Source organism: Coriobacteriia bacterium, from assembly GCA_013336165.1.
In the GTDB taxonomy this organism is placed as follows: domain Bacteria; phylum Actinomycetota; class Coriobacteriia; order Anaerosomatales; family JAAXUF01; genus JAAXUF01.
This window is the reverse complement of record JAAXUF010000002.1, coordinates 153,458-170,607: the sequence shown is the minus strand read 5'-3', so window position 1 is coordinate 170,607 and position 17,150 is coordinate 153,458. Positions and strand designations below refer to the sequence as shown.

Annotated in this window: 13 protein-coding genes and 2 riboswitches; of the genes, 11 read left to right on the top strand and 2 right to left on the bottom strand. The window is 61.3% G+C overall.

Annotated features, from left to right (window positions below; all coding sequences use genetic code 11):
• Positions 1 to 64 precede the first annotated feature (64 nt).
• From HGA39_02455 to HGA39_02440, 4 genes are all read left to right on the top strand, one after another.
• The gene (locus HGA39_02455) at positions 65 to 5,803 is read left to right on the top strand and encodes a hypothetical protein (protein NTW28211.1); all 5,739 of its coding nucleotides are present in this window, start codon (positions 65 to 67) and stop codon (positions 5,801 to 5,803) included.
• Positions 5,804 to 5,862: 59 nt separating this feature from the next.
• A riboswitch (molybdenum cofactor riboswitch) is annotated at positions 5,863 to 6,017 on the top strand.
• Between the two features lie 128 nt (positions 6,018 to 6,145).
• The gene (locus HGA39_02450) at positions 6,146 to 7,696 is read left to right on the top strand and encodes a hypothetical protein (GenBank protein ID NTW28210.1); all 1,551 of its coding nucleotides are present in this window, start codon (positions 6,146 to 6,148) and stop codon (positions 7,694 to 7,696) included.
• A gap of 113 nt (positions 7,697 to 7,809) precedes the next feature.
• Entirely contained in the window at positions 7,810 to 8,631 is an 822-nt protein-coding gene (locus HGA39_02445) for a DUF364 domain-containing protein (protein ID NTW28209.1), read from the top strand.
• Positions 8,628 to 9,179, top strand: coding sequence for a formylmethanofuran dehydrogenase (locus HGA39_02440; protein NTW28208.1), 552 nt, complete (start codon positions 8,628 to 8,630; stop codon positions 9,177 to 9,179). The genes HGA39_02445 and HGA39_02440 overlap by 4 nt, the downstream gene beginning before the upstream one ends.
• Before the next feature lie 21 nt (positions 9,180 to 9,200).
• Here the strand turns inward: HGA39_02440 and HGA39_02435 are convergent, their stop codons facing one another.
• Complete coding sequence (locus HGA39_02435; protein ID NTW28207.1) at positions 9,201 to 9,719, bottom strand: methylated-DNA--[protein]-cysteine S-methyltransferase; 519 nt, start codon at positions 9,717 to 9,719, stop codon at positions 9,201 to 9,203.
• A 90-nt stretch (positions 9,720 to 9,809) separates the two neighbouring features.
• On the opposite strand from HGA39_02435, the gene HGA39_02430 reads away from it, so the two are divergent.
• Positions 9,810 to 9,962, top strand: coding sequence for a hypothetical protein (locus HGA39_02430; GenBank protein ID NTW28206.1), 153 nt, complete (start codon positions 9,810 to 9,812; stop codon positions 9,960 to 9,962).
• Between the two features lie 126 nt (positions 9,963 to 10,088).
• Here HGA39_02430 and HGA39_02425 read toward each other — a convergent pair whose 3' ends face one another.
• Positions 10,089 to 11,282, bottom strand: a complete 1,194-nt coding sequence (locus HGA39_02425; protein ID NTW28205.1) for a radical SAM protein — start codon at positions 11,280 to 11,282, stop codon at positions 10,089 to 10,091.
• A 302-nt stretch (positions 11,283 to 11,584) separates the two neighbouring features.
• On the opposite strand from HGA39_02425, the gene HGA39_02420 reads away from it, so the two are divergent.
• From HGA39_02420 to HGA39_02395, 6 genes are read left to right on the top strand one after another with little or no spacing between them, the layout of a single operon-like run.
• Complete coding sequence (locus HGA39_02420; protein NTW28204.1) at positions 11,585 to 13,516, top strand: NADH-quinone oxidoreductase subunit L; 1,932 nt, start codon at positions 11,585 to 11,587, stop codon at positions 13,514 to 13,516.
• Between the two features lie 2 nt (positions 13,517 to 13,518).
• On the top strand, positions 13,519 to 14,376 hold the full coding sequence (locus HGA39_02415) for an NADH-quinone oxidoreductase subunit H (GenBank protein ID NTW28203.1): 858 nt from the start codon (positions 13,519 to 13,521) through the stop codon (positions 14,374 to 14,376).
• Between the two features lie 15 nt (positions 14,377 to 14,391).
• Positions 14,392 to 14,838: an NADH-quinone oxidoreductase subunit NuoB gene (nuoB, locus tag HGA39_02410; GenBank protein NTW28202.1), complete on the top strand. Its 447-nt coding sequence runs from the start codon at positions 14,392 to 14,394 to the stop codon at positions 14,836 to 14,838.
• Complete coding sequence (locus HGA39_02405) at positions 14,838 to 15,218, top strand: NADH-quinone oxidoreductase subunit C (GenBank protein NTW28201.1); 381 nt, start codon at positions 14,838 to 14,840, stop codon at positions 15,216 to 15,218. The genes nuoB and HGA39_02405 overlap by 1 nt, the downstream gene beginning before the upstream one ends.
• A gap of 1 nt (position 15,219) precedes the next feature.
• Positions 15,220 to 16,308: an NADH-quinone oxidoreductase subunit D gene (locus HGA39_02400; protein ID NTW28200.1), complete on the top strand. Its 1,089-nt coding sequence runs from the start codon at positions 15,220 to 15,222 to the stop codon at positions 16,306 to 16,308.
• A gap of 10 nt (positions 16,309 to 16,318) precedes the next feature.
• Entirely contained in the window at positions 16,319 to 16,669 is a 351-nt protein-coding gene (locus tag HGA39_02395; GenBank protein NTW28199.1) for a 4Fe-4S dicluster domain-containing protein, read from the top strand.
• Positions 16,670 to 16,788: 119 nt separating this feature from the next.
• Positions 16,789 to 16,921, top strand: a riboswitch (molybdenum cofactor riboswitch).
• Positions 16,922 to 17,150 lie beyond the last annotated feature (229 nt).

Genomic DNA, 17,150 nt, shown 5'->3' with positions numbered 1-17,150 from the left:
GAAGCAGGAACGGTCGGTACAGGGGATGGGGCGCAATGTTGACTGCGCCGAGGAAGGAAGAGCGATGATTGGCCTTGGGGTCAAGCACACTTCAAGCCGCTCGCGTCTGTTCACGTCGGACAAGCGGGAGAGCGGCAAGCCGAACCGAAGGCCGAGACGCGCAGGTCTTGCGCTGATCGGGACTGTCGCAGTGCTCGTTGCGGGCGCGGCCACCGCCTATGCGTCGTACGCGACACCGGACACTTCGTGGTACACCTCAAACCCTGCCGCCTCGTCCTTCACGCTCCCGGGAACGACCGGCGCATGGAGCGGGTTCTCGGCGCTGGTGAATGGCGAGATCGACACCAACGGCGACGGTAAGGTCATCGCCGCCGATGACGCCGTGAACTTCGCTGGGAAGACCGTGACGATGGGCGGGAACGTCAATCTCCTCGGCGGTTATGGCAACCAGTCCAAGCCGATCGGGACGATGACGCATCCGTTCGACGGGACTTTCGATGGTGCCGGCAAGGAGATAGCCGGTCTTGCGGTGACCCAAGCGACGGACACTTCGAATGCCGGTCTTTTCGGTGTCACAGGCCCTAACTCCGTGATCAGGAACCTGAGCCTGACGGACTCTTGCAGGGTTACTGTGCAGTCGTCTTCGGCGTTCGTCGAGAACATAGGCGGGCTCGTCGGCGACTGCCAAGGCAGCATCCAGAACTGCGCGAGCGCGGCTGCGGTGACCGTCGTCTGGGACGATGGCGCAGCCGGCGGTAACCGATCGGCTGCGGTCGTCATAACCAATGTCGCCGGCATTGCCGGCATCTGCGACAAGGACATCTCCGGTTGCTCGTTCTCGGGGAGCGTCAGGGTATCCACGCCCGCGAACGCATTCCTCGACAACGATGGCAAGAGCGTCACTTCAGTCGCCATCAACATCGGTGGCGTGGTCGGCCGCTCCGGTGGCGCTCCCAGCCAAGCGGGTCTCGGCACGCATGGCGACATTTCGGGCTGCAGTAACTCCGGTTCAATCACGGTCGTCACGTCGGGCGCCGGTGGAGTCGACCGCTTCGGCGAGGTTGTGGCTTCGGCGTCCGGCTATGTCGGGGGCGTGGGCGGGATCACGATCGGCAACGTAAGCGATTGTACAAACCACGGCACGATCGTGTGCACGTCCGCCACCGACACCTCGGACCTCGACTCAACGGCACTGCTGAATTCCGCTGGCGGCGGAGACGGGGTGGGTGGCATCATCGGTTCGCTGCGCGGTTCGACCCTGTCCGGTCTCGCCACGGAGGGCACCGACGCCGGCATCGATGGCGGCGGCATAGATCCTCTCGTTCTCACCGGTTGCTACAACGACGGCTACGTTTCCGGCCTCCACGCTGTTGGCGGAATCTGCGGTACCGCGGGCACGTATACGAAGATCACGCGTTGCGCGAACGGAACGACCTTCGACACGACCGGTCTTGTCGGCCACGTCCGCACGACCCGATGGAACAAGCCAGCCGGCGCGGGAATCGTCGGCCAGAGCTACGGCGTCGTCTCCTACTGCCGGAACCATGGCGACAGCGAGAACACTCAGACGGGCTACTACACGGCCGGCATCGTTGGCATGCTCGTCACCTACACCCAGAACGGGAGCATCCGGCATCCGGTTCCAGAGGTGTACGCCTGCTACAACACAGGTCAGGTGTACTGCAACGCGGTGAGTCTGACCTACAAGGAAGGCGGGATCGTCGGCGAGAACAACGGTAGGGTCCATGACTGTCTGCTCCTCGCGGGTACGGTGAGCAAGGCATCGACGCGGAGCGACGCCTTTGTTGGTGAGGATATCGGCGTAGTGAGCGACTGCGCCGTCGTGTACCCCACCGACGCCGAGGCGGCAGCCAACACCGCGATCTCGCTTACGTCGAGCAGGGCGACCGCACTTCTCAACGCCTATGCTCCCGTGGAGATGTGGGCAAGCTACTACATCGGCGTCCCGGGGACGAACCACGGCTATCCGGTGCTGAACGGCGAAGCGACACCGGTCACGACCGACCTGTCGACGATTCCCTGCTCCATCACCCGTGTCTTGAACGCGAAGTACTCGGTGTCCTTCAATCCGACCCCGAAGTTGCATGTGGTGGCGACCATCAGCGGCAATCAGGTCGAGCTTGTCGAGGGAGCCGACTATGTCGTTGTCGGCGACGGTGCGGCGCTGGACGGAAACGGCGTCTGCAAAGGCGTGACACCCGGCACGGCCCCATATTCGGCGAGCATCAGGGGCATGGGCGCCTATAGCGGACAGACGGGTAGTGTCACCTATGGGATCGACAAGGGTGACTTCTCCACGTGCGTGGTCTCTGTCGCGCACGCCAGATACACAGGCGTAGCGCAGAATGCACCGGCGGTCAGCGTGAGGGACGCGGGCGGCGGGACTGTCGACTCCTCCGTGTACACGTACCTCGTCAACTACGGCAAGGACTGCACCAACGTCTCGTACGACTTGAGGGTTCCGGGAACGCCAACGACCTCGAACAACTACCCTGTTGTTGCGTCGGCCAAAGCCAACAGCAACTACACAGGAAGCGTTACCGGCTATTACGTGATCGACAAGATCGATCTCTACCTGCAGTGCGACGTAATCGGCGTGACGTATGGCGATCGCGTCTGGTACTGGGACGAGAACCAAGACAAGTTCTACGAAGCCAGAGTGAAGAAGGACGGCTCCGGCAACGTCATCCACGATCCCGGGACCGGCTACCCTGAGGTCTATGCGCTGCCGGACGTAGCCGATACCACCGGGAACACGTTTTCTGCTGGAAGGATGCTGAAGGCCGCCGAGCCGCTTCACGTGGACGGCAGCGGTAATCCGGTCTACGGGATGAGCGTTGACTACACCGGTGAGGAGATCAACCCCGAGGTCATGGGTGTGTTGTGGGGAAGCCGCAGCCTTACCAACGGCGGAGACTACCTCGCCATTTATGGCGGGGGATCCAGCGGCGATCTGATCGACGCAGGCGCGGTTGCGAATCTGGAAGCGCAGACCACAGGAGCAGTGACAGTCCGCTATGGGTCGGGTGATACGTGGCTTTCCAACTACGTGCTGATGACCTTCGATATCAACCAGGTTACTGCGACGAACGGCGACGGCAAGCTTGCAGTTGGCCAGATTCGCAATGAGGTTGCGTACAACGGCGGCCAGCTGCCGACAGGAATGACACCCAAGGTCACGTACGTTGGGAACACCGTCGATCCCTCCAACTACACAGCCACGTTCGATCATCTTGTTCGCGGCGGCGCGACGATCACCTCTCCGACGACCTATCAAGTCGGCGACGTCTTGTACTACGCCATCGTGCCTACCGAGGAGGGAAGCGTCAGGTTCGCCACGGTGACCTTGTCGTGGACGATCTCAAGTAGGCCTCTCACCAACATCGGGACCGGATGCACGGTTACCCTAGGGTCGGTGACCTACACCCCCGCCGGAACACCGGTTCCTCAGGTGATCGTCACCGACAACTCGACGCACGAGACGCTGGTTGCGGGTGTGGACTATGAACTGAGCGGACTGAGCGTCTCGGCGAACGCTAGGCCGGGCACCGGAAACCTGACAGTCACGGGCGAGGGATTTTACACAGGCACGTCCGTGGCGAAGCCGTTCACGATCAACAAGGGCACCCTGAAGGCGTCCGATTTTGACACCTACGCGAACATCAAGATCGGCAATGGCGATTCCGACAACCCCGTGATGTCCTACGTCGGCAAGGCGTTCGCCTACCGGGTCAACGGCTACTCGGCGGCCGACCTTGCATCCATCCTAACCGTTGCATGGAAGACCGATCCGACCGTTCACATCACCGGCGAAGCGGTGAACGCGTACGAGAAGGGCTGCTTCAGCGTCACCCAAATCCTGAATGCGAATGCCGAGCCTGTGTCCAAGGCGGCCGAACCTGGAATCTACACGCTAAGACTGGTGCCGAATACCTTGGCATCGACCAACTACCTGAATCTCGCGGCAGACTTCTCTCTTAGCCTTGAGGTCGAGATCCGGCCTGCGACGCTCGATCACAAGTACTACTACTACTATGACCACAACGGCGTAAGGACGAGCACATACATCAGCAACTGGCGCTACTACCAATGGGCTTCCATCGCGTACGCGAAGAACTCCTACATCTACACCGGTAATGCGATCGTCCCGTCGGTCACGATCGTCGATTCAGGCAAGAGTGCCGCTTTTGATCCCAGCGACTTCACGGTTACCGTGAACCAGTCCGGCCCCGGGGAGGGCGGCGGCGTCACCAACGTCGGGAATGCGTATACCGTCACGGTTGCCGGTAACGCGGAGGGAGCTCATCTGCGGGGTACGTCCGCGACGAACGCCTCGACGTTCATAGGGACGTTCTCGATCACCCCGGCGAGTCTGAGCGACGGAAGCGTCAACATCTCAGTCGCGCAGGCATTCTACGCCGGGAGCCCTGTGACGCCGGAGGTCACCTTTACCGATGCGTCAACCGGCGCGCCCCTCAACTTCAAGTCGGGCACTGACTACACGCTTGCGTACAGCAACAACAACGGTCTCGGCACAGGGCACGTCACGATAACGCCGAGCGGCTCAAACGTGCTCGGAAGCGCCGTTACCAAGGACTTCGCGATCGTTGCAGGCGCGCCCATTTCGACTGCCTCAATCGCAGCGATTTCCAACCAGACGTACACCGGTTCGGCCATCACGCCAACAGTTGTCGTGACGGACGGTTCGACAACGCTCGCCGAGGGGACCGACTACACCGTTGCCTACACCAACAACGTCAACACTGGCACCGCGACTGTCACGATCACGGGTAAGGGCGAATACGGAGGGACCAAGAACGCGACCTTCACGATCACACCGAAGGCGATTTCCTCGGCGAGCATCTCGGCGATCCCCGATCAGATCCAGACCGGCTCGGCGATAGTGCCAACGGCCACGGTGAAGGACGGCTCCACCACGCTCGCGAAGGGCACGGACTACACCATCGCCTACCAGGACAATGTGGCGGTGGGAGCCGCCAGTCTCACCATCACCGGCAAGGGCAACTACACCGGGACCAAGAGCGCGACGTTTTCGATCGTCGCCGACAGAATCGCACCGGTGACAACGCTCGCCGGCATCACTTCGGGAGGCAGCTACACGGGTTCGGCGATGTTCATGCTGTCGGCGACCGATGTCGGCGTGGGCGGCGTCAGCACCTATTACATCCTGGACGCCGATCCGCAGAGGACGTACTCGGCGCCTGTGAGCGTGTCCGGGGTCGGCAACCACACGCTGCATTTCTGGTCGGCCGACGCTGCAGGAAACGCAGAGGCCACTACAACAGTCGGTTTCACGGTGAAGGCAGCGTCGACGCCCATGCCGGTCTTCCGCTTCTACAACAAGCTCAACGGCAGCCACTTCTACACGGCCTCAGCCGAGGAGCGCGACGTCGTGATCGGCCGCTGGTCATCCACGTACACCTACGAGGGGCCGGCATACTCGGTTAACACAGCGAACCCCAACAACAGCGCTCCGCTGTACCGCTTCTACAACAAGCTCAACGGCAGCCACTTCTACACGGCATCAGCCGAGGAGCGCGACACCGTCATCGCACTCTGGTCGTCCACGTATACCTACGAGGGACCCGCATATTGCGTCTGCGCGGCGAATGTCGTGGGAGCGACACTGGTATTCCGCTTCTACAACAAGCTCAACGGCAGCCACTTCTACACGGCATCAGCCGAGGAGCGCGACACCGTTGTCGCACTCTGGTCGTCCACATATACCTACGAAGGGCCGGTGTTCTGGCTGGCGCCGTAGTTTTTCAGCCGGAAGACGCACCGTCTATTCAGTGAGGAGGTCGCGACAAAGACGTAGCAATTGAAGATCCGCTCCGAGACCGTCGTCCTACCGGCTTGCGCCAATGGATGCGGTTCCTGCCGCGAAGGCACTGGCCGGGCTGGAAACGCCCCGACCACCCGAAACCCCAGTTCATATGGGGTGGAATTGGAAAGGAGGCGAAGTCGTGGCTGAATCTTGGCTCGCACTGGAGAATCCTCGCTGGGCGCCGTGCGCTTTCGGGGGAGTGTCAAGGGAAGCAAGGCGTCGTCTGCCGGATTGCCGCGTCGTGCGGCTCTCGATCATGAAAGGGGACAAGACAGCGTGAATCTACACAAGAGAGTTCGTCGGATAATCCGAGGAGGGAAGATCACCAGCGTCATATTGACGGCGGCGTTGCTGCTGGCGCTCACTCCACTCACTGCTCTTGCGACTGGAACCGACATCGCCAGCACCACGGTAGCCTCCGTCGCGGACCAAGCCTATACCGGGTTGGCGATCACACCGAACGTGACAATCACTGACGGTAGCACTACGCTCGTGAAGGACACCGACTACACGTTGGGCTACGCCAACAATACCAACCCCGGTACCGCGAGTATCACGATCACGGGCACGGGCAACTACACGGGCACAAAGACAGTATCTTTCAAGATTGTGGCCGCATTCACCGTGAAGTACGTCGACGCCTCTGGCGCCGTCCAGGTGGCCAAGGCCTTCACGAGCGCCGACCTCGCGTCGATGGCCACGAGCGGCAAGCTTGGCTACATGTACAACAAGAACGGCGTCTGGCAGCTTATTGGCACTGACTCTCACGTCACGCTCTCAGACATCTTCGCGGCCTCGAGTCTGCCAGCCGGCACCTGGGCGGCGGGCAAGACGCTGAGTTTCGCGGCAACCGACGGCGCCTACACGAAGTACTATCCGACCTACGAGGAGCTCTCGGCCAACCTCTACTTCTACGGCGACACCACACCGAGCGGCTCGCTGTCCGGTGAAGGCAGTGCCGCGCCGGCTGTGATCGCCCTTAAGAGCGGCAATGCCGCCGTTTCAGGGACGGCCGCCGATACCTTGGCAAGCGTCTCGACCAACACCTCCGACACGCCGCGCTTCCTCGCCGGTTTCGCCTCCACGACCCCGGCGGCAAACGGGGGCAACCGCTTCCCGTCCAAGGTCAACTCGGTCACCATCACGCGTGCTCTGGCCAATGCGACCGCTTCCGCCATCCCCGACCAGGCCTACACGGGCTCGGCGATCACGCCGAGCGTCACTCTGACCGACGGGTCTGCAACGCTGGTCAAGGACACCGACTACACGGTGACCTACGCCGACAACATCAACATCGGTACGGCGACGGTGACCCTCGCCGGCAAGGGCAACTACACAGGAACCAAGACGGTGACCTTTGCGATCAAGATGGGATCGAACCTTTCGTTCGTCTACCGCTTCTACAACAAGACCAACGGCAGCCACTTCTACACCGCTTCCACCGAGGAGCGCGACGTCGTGATCGCTCGTTGGTCCGACACATACGCAAGTGAGGGCGTGGCCCTTTCCGTAAATACGGCAGATCCGTACAACAACGCCCCGCTCTACCGCTTCTACAACAAGACCAACGGCAGCCACTTCTACACCGCTTCCACCGAGGAGCGCGACGTCGTGATCGCTCGTTGGTCTGCGATCTATCAGTACGAGGGCGTGGCATACAACGTGTGTGCGACGGCGAGAGCCGGAGCGACCCCCGTCTACCGCTTCTACAACAAGACCAACGGCAGCCACTTCTACACCGCTTCCACCGGGGAGCGCGACGTCGTGATCGCTCGTTGGTCCGACACATACGTGAACGAAGGAGTCGCATACTGGCTCGCTGAGTAGCGATCCGCTCTTCAGTGGGCGAAGCGCAACTATGCTCCCGAGGCTGGGGTTAGCCTCGGGAGTCGCGCTTGTCTTGAGGGGGTCAGCGAGAGAGCAGGAAGGATGGCGTCGGAGTGACTAATAGCTGGGGACTGTACGACCGACTGCTCGCCGAGATCCCGGAGGACCGGCTTGTCGAATCCTATCTGATTGGAAGCGGCTGGACGCTGGTCGACGCGGGCGGGCTGGGCGTCGCAATGACGTGCAGAGACGAATGCTGCGAAGGGGGAGGGATGCGGGCTTCGGCCACAGGACGGAGCCTCCGGGCCCTCGCAGAATCTGTCCGGAGCTGGAGCCTTTCTGAGGCCTCGCTGGGGATGGCCGCGATGAACGCGCACTACAACATTGCGCACCGTATCGAGGAGTGGACCGGACGGTCTCTTGCTCAGCTGGCAGCGCCGATGGCCTTCCACTCCCTGCGTTCTGATGTTGTCGGGAAGAAGGTCGGGGTCATCGGCCATTTCCCGGAACTCGAGGTGCTAAGTGACATCTGCGAGCTCTCGGTCTTTGAACGCCGCACTCAGCCGGGCGATCTGCCCGATTTCGCCGAGGAATACCTTCTACCCGAGCAGGATTACCTCTTCATCACAGGTGTCACCCTCATCAACAAGACGCTGCCGAGAATCCTGCAACTCGCAAGAGATGCGTGTGTGGTGATGGTCGGGCCAAGTGTTCCACTCACGCCCATACTCTTCGAGTGGGGCGTCGACGTGCTTGCAGGCACAATAGTCGCCGATCGCGATGGTGTCTGGCGTACGACCGCCGAGGCGGGCGTGCACGGCATATGGAAACACGGCGCCGTTGCTGTTCAGATAACAGCTGATGATTATGCTCGGCGGATCGGATCAAAACTCTATCCACAAGAAGCATCTTCTGCACAAGGAGAGTACCTATGAAAACGTTCGAAGAAGACATGGCAGTCGGCTGTGCCTACCACGGTCACTTGTGTGGCGGCATCGTTCTTGGAGTGCGGATGGCGCGGTACGCCTGCGCGGCTCTCGGCATCGAGGATCCCCGCCAGGATCGCGATCTCATGGTGTATGTCGAGGCGGCTCGCTGCGCGTCCGATGGCGCGTATGCCGTCACCGGCCTCACCATCGGCAAGCGTCGCCTCAAGCTGATCGACATAGGCAGAATGGCGATGACGTTTGTGGATTCCCGCACGGGCAAGGGGATTCGCGTTGTCCCGCGCCCTGAGGTGCCGAAGATTCCTAAGGAAGGGGACCTGATCGCGTTTCTTGAGCCTTTCTCGGATGAGGAACTCTTCACAGTGCAGTCCGTCTATGTTGACATTGCACTCGAGGACATGCCCGGAACCCACCGTAAGGCCCAATGCGAGGAGTGCGGCGAGTTCGTGATGGACGGCCGAGAGGTCGTTGTCCATGGGCGTACGCTCTGTGCGATGTGTGCCGGGAAGGCCGCGTACTATACGGTTCTTGACTAGCGGCGCATAAAGGGCGGTCCGCTACTGGCGTTCCCGCTCCAACAGCGCACGCTTGCGCTCCACGCCCCAGCGGTAGCCGGTGAGCGTTCCATCGGCGCCGATTACCCGGTGGCAGGGGACGAGCACTGCGACAGGGTTCGCGCCACACGCTCCGGCGACGGCGCGTACCGCCGTCGGGCGCCCGATCTTGGCCGCGATCTGCCCGTACGTCTGCGTCTCTCCGGGCGGGATGGCTTGCAGCGCCTCCCAGACTTGCTTGCGGAAGGGTGTGCCGCGCAGGTCGAGGGGGAGTTCGGTCGCATGCGCGCTTCCGGGCGCTTCCACGCGATCGACAACCTCGGTGATCCACGCAGGGTCGAGGTCCCCGGACGGTTCGATAGCGGCTCCGGGGAAGCGGCGTGCTGCTTCGGCGACGAGGGCGTCTGCGGAATCGTCGAAAGCGACGAAGCACACCCCCCGATCGGAGGCTGCGGCAAGCATGGTACCCAGTGAGGTGTCGGCCACGGTGTAGTGGATCGTCTCGGCGGCGTTAGCGTTCATGGGGCGGTCCCCTCATTGTGCGCGGAATAGTGTCTATCGGGAGTCTACCCCCGAGAGACATGCAGATTCCATCTGTTGAGAGAAGTCGGCATGACAATCGCTGTCCCCAATGTCACGGAGCATTCCGAGGGGCGCATTCGGGCGACCCGCCGACTCGAAGGGGGTGATCCAGCAGTGCGAAGTAATCACATCGCTGTGCTGGTCCTGACCGATTCCGCGCATGCGGAGGTCGGGCCCGCGTAGGGCGGCGGCGTTCCGGGTGACAAACCCGAGCGTTAGCGCAAACCGAGAAATCGGATGAACGTCGCTGTTCGGCAGCGATGGGAAGGGGCCCCGGAGACGGGGTCCTTTCTTTTGCTCACGCGAAGATCAGCAGGATCCCGGCGCCGAGCACGGCGCGCCTCGCACGAACTCCGGTGCCGCCGCCATCTCCGCGGCCACGCGCGCGCGGTCGCCGCCCGCGTGCAGCAGGCAGGTCACGTCTTCGGCCATCGGATCGCCGGTGCGCTGCCACGCCTTCGCCCGACAGCCTCGGCAGATACGGGAGTACTCGCACTCCTCGGGGGAGCATGCCCCCTTCGCTTCCTGCTGGTCGAGCTTGTAGAGCTCGGCGACGGCGTCTTGCAGCGACATCTCGCGCACGTTGCCGATCGTCCAGTCCTGCGCGAACTGGCACGGCATGATGCCGCCCTCGGAGTTGATGTTCATGTGCCCCTTACCCACAGGGCATGCCGAGACGATCTTGAGCCGCTCGAGCCCATTGCTGATGTCTAAGTCGCGCTCGAGGAACTGCTCGGCGACGTAGGGGATAAATGACGGCATCGCGCCGATGTCCCACTCCAGCGTGGATTCCTTGGACAGGATGTCGTCGACGACGAAGTCGCCGAGTTCGCGCCACTGTTCGGCGGTGATACGGCCGTCGTCCTCGCCTTCGCTGCGGCCGGCGGTGATGAGGTCGCAGAAGTAGATGAGGCCGCAGTCAAGCGCCTTGGCCTCGGCGATGAGGTCGTAGACGTAGGGCCAGGTCGCGGCGCTGATGGCGGTTTTGACCGCGACGCCGACGCTCTCTTCGCGAAGTGTACGGATCGCTTCTAGTACTCGCGCGCGGGTGCCGGGCACGCCGACCATTGCGTCGTGAAACTCGTCGGGGCCGTAAAGCGAGGTCGCGACCCAGCGGACGCCCTTGGCTTTCAGGCGCTGGGCGGCGTCGCGGTCGATGAGTGTACAGTTGGTCGAGATGGTCGGCCGGATGCCGTGGCTGTGCGTCCGTTCGAGGATATCCCAGAAGTTCGGCCGCAGCATCGGTTCGCCACCCGAAAGGAAGAGGGCCGGCAGGCGGCGTTCGCCCATCTGGTCGACGAGCGCGATCGTCTCGGCATCGGTGAGTTCGGCGGGTCGGCCGTGGCCGTCGGCGGCCATGTAGCAGTGATCACAGAGCAGGTTGCAGCGGTTGGTGATGTTCCAGATCACGTCGCTGGGCCGCCCCAGCTTGAAGGCAGTGATCGCCTTGTTCTCGACGGAAGAGAGCGGTCCCTTGAAGAAGAGCGAGCGTACGTGCGCCAAGAGGTGGCCTCCCGTGTGCAGAATCAGTAATCGTCTCAAGAGCGCCATCGTGGCGCGGCGTGGCGGTCGTGCCGTGCGCGTACACCAGTATGCAACCTCCGCGCCATATTCGCATCCGCCCGCTTTCCTTCTGTGGACGCCGTCTGTGGACCGACGTCATTCAATGCGCCCTGACGCGTGCGTTCGCGGGTCGATTAATGCCGTTGATGGCGCTGACGAGGGGTTCATCTACCGAATGATTCAGAGGAGTGATATCTAGTTAGACGTATGTTCTTGAGCAAGAGCACAAAGGAGGAGGAGGATTGGGAACTCTAAGTTTCTTGATCTTGTTTCCGCTGATCGTGGCGGGAGTTCTCTTGGTGGTCAGGAATGACCGAGCAAGGGGGGTGATCGTCACCGTATCCGCAGTCGCGATCGCGGCGGGGTCGATCGCGTTGGCTGTTCAGTATCTGACTGGTTCGGCAGTGCACTTCGAATTCGAGAGCGAGGCGGTGAGCCTCGCTGCATTGGGCATCGACCTCTTGATCTCACTCTTCATCATCTTTGTTGGGCTCAAGCATAAGCAGTATCTTGCGGTGGCCCTTGCCGCCATTCAGGCAGCAATCGTGGTGTGGTTCGATCTCGGTCCCGCCCACGCGATCGTGGTTGAGAACAACCTCTATGTCGATACGCTCTCGGTGATCATGGCCCTTATCATCGGCATCATCGGCTCGGGTATCTGCGTGTACGCCATCGGCTACATGCGCGATTTCGCGCAGCACCATGCGGATGTCCCCGACAGAAGGCCGATGTTCTTCGCGGTGATGTTCCTCTTCCTCTCCGCGATGTTTGGTGTGGTGTTTTCCAACAACCTCTCGTGGCTCTTCACCGCATGGGAGGTCACCACGGTGTGCTCGTTCCTGCTTATCGGCTACACGCGCACGCCCGAAGCCACAAACAACGCCTTCCTGCAGATCGTCATGAACCTAGCGGGCGGCCTTGGATTCGCTATCGCTATCGCCTGGATCGGCACACAGTTTGGGACGCTCGAACTCTCCGGGCTCATCTCGCTCGGTCTCTCCGGAGCCGCCACCGTGGTACCGGTGCTGCTCCTCGCATTCGCGGCAATGACCAAGGCCGCTCAGATGCCGTTCCACACGTGGCTCTTGGGCGCGATGGTCGCGCCCACGCCCACGAGCGCGCTTCTACACTCCTCGACCATGGTCAAGGCCGGCGTTTTCCTTCTGCTCAAACTCTCCCCGGTGCTGGGTTTGAGCCTCGCCGGTCACTGGAACGTCGCCGGCATCACGGTTCAGCTCGTCGGAGGCGTGACCTTCCTGATGTGCTCCCTGGCGGCCATTACGCAATCCAACGCCAAGCGCGTGCTGGCATACTCCACAATCGCCAACCTAGGTCTCATTACCGCGTGTGCCGGTATCGGCACCTCCGAAGCGGTGTGGGCGGCCATCTTCCTCATCATCTTCCATGCCGCGGCCAAGTCCTTGCTGTTTCTGTGCGTGGGCACCGCCGAGCACCACATCGGCTCTCGTGACATCGAGGACATGGACGGGCTCTTCACCTCGATGCCGTCGCTTGCCCGCTTCATGGTCATCGGCATCGCCGGTATGTTCATCGCGCCGTTCGGCATGCTCGTCTCCAAGTGGGCAGCCTTGGGTGCATTCGTCGACTCGGGCAACATCATCCTGGTCTTCCTGCTTGTGTTCGGCAGTGCGGCGACCTTTTTCTTCTGGGCCAAGTGGCTTGCCAAGGTCACCGCGATCGCGGGGCCAGCGAGCGACCTCGAAGCCTCAATCCGCACGGAGGAGTGGGCTTCCATCGCGCTTATGGCGCTACTCACGGTTCTTGCGGCGGTGGCCTTCCCGCTCATCTCCTCCGCAGTCGTGGTGCCCTATCTGGGAGAGATCTTCCCGGCGGTGTCCTTGGCCATCTCGCAGGGCAACCTCATGATCATGGCGGCGATGGCCGCGCTCTTGGCGATCATTCTGGGTTCCACTCTCGGGCGTGCTCGGGCATCGAAGCGGGATCTGCCGGTCTACATGGGCGGCGTCGGCATCTCGGAGGGCGTCACGGCCTTCTCCGGTTCTCTTGGAGACGCCACCCCCGCCAGCACGCGCAACTGGTATCTGGAGTCCTACCTAGGTGAAGGACGGCTGTCCCGCATCGGCACGGTTGTCTCGGTTGTCCTGCTCATCTGCGGACTTGCCGCCGCGCTCATCTTCGGGAGTGTGATGTAGCCGTGGCTTCAGTCATCGGATTCCTCGGATTCGTCATCTTCGCGCCCGTGGCGGGCGCCCTGCTCGCCGGAATCGACCGCCGCATCACCGCCCGCATGCAGGGCAGGGTCGGGCCTCCCATCCTGCAGCCGTACTACGACGTGAGAAAGCTCATCGAGAAGGACGACCGAAGCGTGAATGCGGTCCAAGGCGTCTACGTCGCGATGTACCTCATGTTCGCGATCATTGCCGGCGCCATCTTCTTCTCCGGCGGAAACTTCCTGCTCTGCATCTTCGTGCTGACGCTTTCAAGCCTCTTCTTCATCATCGCGGGATATTCGACCCGTTCTCCGTATGCGGAGGCCGGAGCCGCGCGCGAGATGCTCCAGGTCATGGCCTATGAGCCGATGGTGCTGCTCGTGGCCATCGGGTTCTATCTGGCGAGCGGATCGTTCGACGTCTCGGCGATAGCCACTACGGGTTCGCCGATGATCTTCTCTCTGCCGCTGGTGTTCCTAGGATTCGTCTACGTACTCACGATCAAGCTCAGGAAGTCGCCCTTCGACCTGTCGACTTCGCATCACGCTCATCAGGAGCTCGTCAAGGGAATCACGACCGAGATGAGCGGACGGACGCTAGCCATGGTCGAAGTCACCCACTGGTACGAGAACATCTTCTTTCTGGGGTGGGTTGCGCTCTTCTTCGTCACGGGAAGCGGCGCAAGCATCGCTTTGGCCATCGTCGTAGCCGCAGTGATCTACTTCCTCGAGATCCTCATCGACAACAACTTCGCACGCGTCAAGTGGTCCGCGATGTTCGAGTCGGCTTGGCTCGTGGCGCTCGTGCTCGGGTTCGTAAACCTGATCGTCTTCTACATATAATAAGGGAGGTTGAAAGTGTCTTTTGCCACCAAGTCACCGTGGATCATCCATTACGCCGCCACCAGCTGCAACGGATGCGACATTGAGGTCTTGGCGTGCCTGACCCCGCTTTATGATGTCGAGAGATTCGGCATCATCAACTCGGGCAATCCCAAGCACGCCGACATCTTCCTTGTCACCGGCAGCGTGAACGAACAGAACCTCCCCGTCATCCGTCAGATCTACGACCAGATGCTCGAACCCAAGGTCGTTGTCGCCATCGGCATCTGCGCGACTTCCGGTGGAGTGTTCCGCGAGTGCTACAACACCTACGGCGGAGTGGATTCCGCTATCCCCGTGGACGTCTACGTACCAGGGTGTGCCGCGCGCCCGCAGGCCATCATCGACGGAGTTGTGACCGCTCTCGGAGTCCTCGACGCCAAGAGCGCTGCGTTTGCCCAGAGCAAGAAGGAGGCGAGTTGATGAGGATCGAACCTCAGAACTTTCGGACTATAGAGTCAGATGAACTCGTGCCGACTGCCGAAGTGTTCAAGAGCGCGGGATACCGCTTCGTGCAGTGCTTCGCGGCACGGGTCGAGAACGGGTTTGAGCTCACGTACTCCTTCGACAAGGATCTCGTACTCGAGAATATTCGCATCAACCTGCCTGATGGAGTCGGAATCAGGAGCATCAGCGGTGTTTTCGGCGCCTCCTTCGTTTTCGAAAACGAGATGCACGATCTGTTCGGCATCGAGGTATCGGACATATCGGTCGACTTCAAAGGCAAGTTCTATCACGTGACCACCCCCACGCCGATGACAAGCGACACCTCCGCACAGGAACAAGGAAAGGAGGGCAAGTAGCGTGGGAAAGAGAACAATCATCCCATTCGGACCGCAGCACCCGGTGCTTCCCGAACCCGTGCATCTCGACCTCGTGCTTGAAGACGAGATCGTCGTGGCTGCGATTCCCCAAATCGGCTTCGTACACCGGGGACTCGAGAAGCTCGTTGAGAAGCGCGACTACAACCAGTTCATGTATGTCGCCGAACGTATCTGCGGCATATGCTCTTTTGGGCACTCGCTGGGATACGCTCAGACCATCGAAGCTCTCATGGACGTCGAGATCCCCAAACGCGCCGAGTACTTGAGAGTCATCTGGCATGAACTCTCGCGTATTCACAGCCACTTGTTGTGGCTCGGGCTTGTGGCCGACGGGTTTGGCTACGAGAGTCTCTTCATGCACACGTGGCGCCTGCGTGAGAGGGTGCTCGATATCTTCGAAAAGACCACCGGAGGGCGCGTCATCTTCTCGGCGTGCACGGTGGGCGGCGTGGTGCACGACATCGAGAACTCCGAGCTGTCCGGCATCGTGGCCGTCCTTGACGGTCTCGCCTCGGAATACGCGGAGCTCTCGGGTGCTTTCCTTAAGGACACTTCGGTCAATAACCGTCTCGTGGGTGTGGGCGTGCTCACGAAAGAGCAGGCCTACGACCTCTCCGCCGTAGGGCCGTTCGGACGTGCCTCGGGGCTTCCCTACGACATCCGCTCCATCGGCTACGGCGGCTATGCTGATCTGGCGAACTTCGTCCCGGTCACTTCGCCCGCCGGCGACTCCTACGCCAGATGTGAAGTGCGCGTGAAGGAGGTCCTAGCCTCTATCGAGATCATCAAGGAGCTTGTCGCGAAGATTCCAGCCGGAGAGATTGCGGTTGCTGTCAAGGGTGCTCCCGCGGCCGGAAGCCAGGTTGTGAGCAGGTTGGAGCAGCCGCGCGGCGAGGCTTTCTACTATGCCAAAGGCAACGGGACCAAGTTCTTGGACAGATTCAGGGTCAGGACCCCCACCAGCATCAACATCCCTGGCATGGTCACCGCGCTTGCCGGATGTCAGCTCGCCGACGTGCCCATGATCGTGCTCACCATCGATCCGTGCATAAGCTGCACAGAAAGGTAGGGAGAGACTCATGGGATCGTTCAAGCTCGGACGCATGACGATGAGAAGCCTGCTCGGCAAGCCTGCCACGGCCATGTATCCGGTGGTGCCGCCCGTGTACTTCGAGCGAACCAAGGGACATGTCGAGAACGACATAGAGACCTGCATTCTGTGTAGCATCTGCGAGAAGAAGTGCCCGTCCCAAGCGATCGTCGTGGACAAGCCGGCCAAGAGTTGGACCATCGATCCGTTTCGGTGTGTACAGTGCAATGCTTGCGTGATCGCGTGCCCCAAACAGTGCCTCACGATGGTCAATACCTACACCGCTCCGGCAACGAGCAAGTCGACGCTGACGGTGACCAAGGCAGAAGCGGCCTCTTAGGACCGAGAGCTTCGTCGCCCCCCTTGCCGAATGTGCCATTTGAATGGCATCACTCGACCAGGGGGGCGACTGCGTCTTGCCGAGTAGCCCTCTGCGGCAGTACTGTGTCTCCAACGCCAAATACGGCGTCTCCGAGTCTGTCTCCCTAACGACGCAATGCGTCCACGGGTGGCAGGCCAGCCCGCAAGGGCAAAGGGCCAAGGTGGAAACGCCTCGACCTCCCGCTACGGAAAGGAGCCTCACATGCGTCAGGTCAAAGGCGGCTTCCCGCCTTCTGCACGCTCGCACATACCGTCGCCTTAGTCGCGGTTCGCGAGCGAAACCCTCAACCGCGTATCGGCTATGCCCCTCTCGGCGTGCTTTGCGCATGCAGTGAGTCGATCGGCATACTAGTCGGCCGTGCACGCTGCCAGCGATTGCCGGTACGCCAATCGATTAATTTGAGACGAAGGTGCCGTTTCCTCTGAAAGCTGGGGGAAGA

Coding starts and splice junctions, on each gene's coding strand:
- HGA39_02455 (NTW28211.1), top strand. CDS start 65: ATGATTGGCCTTGGGGTCAAGCACACTTCAAGCCGCTCGCGTCTGTTC.
- HGA39_02440 (NTW28208.1), top strand. CDS start 8,628: ATGAAAACGTTCGAAGAAGACATGGCAGTCGGCTGTGCCTACCACGGT.
- HGA39_02435 (NTW28207.1), bottom strand. CDS start 9,719: ATGAACGCTAACGCCGCCGAGACGATCCACTACACCGTGGCCGACACC.
- HGA39_02430 (NTW28206.1), top strand. CDS start 9,810: ATGACAATCGCTGTCCCCAATGTCACGGAGCATTCCGAGGGGCGCATT.
- HGA39_02405 (NTW28201.1), top strand. CDS start 14,838: ATGAGGATCGAACCTCAGAACTTTCGGACTATAGAGTCAGATGAACTC.
- HGA39_02395 (NTW28199.1), top strand. CDS start 16,319: ATGGGATCGTTCAAGCTCGGACGCATGACGATGAGAAGCCTGCTCGGC.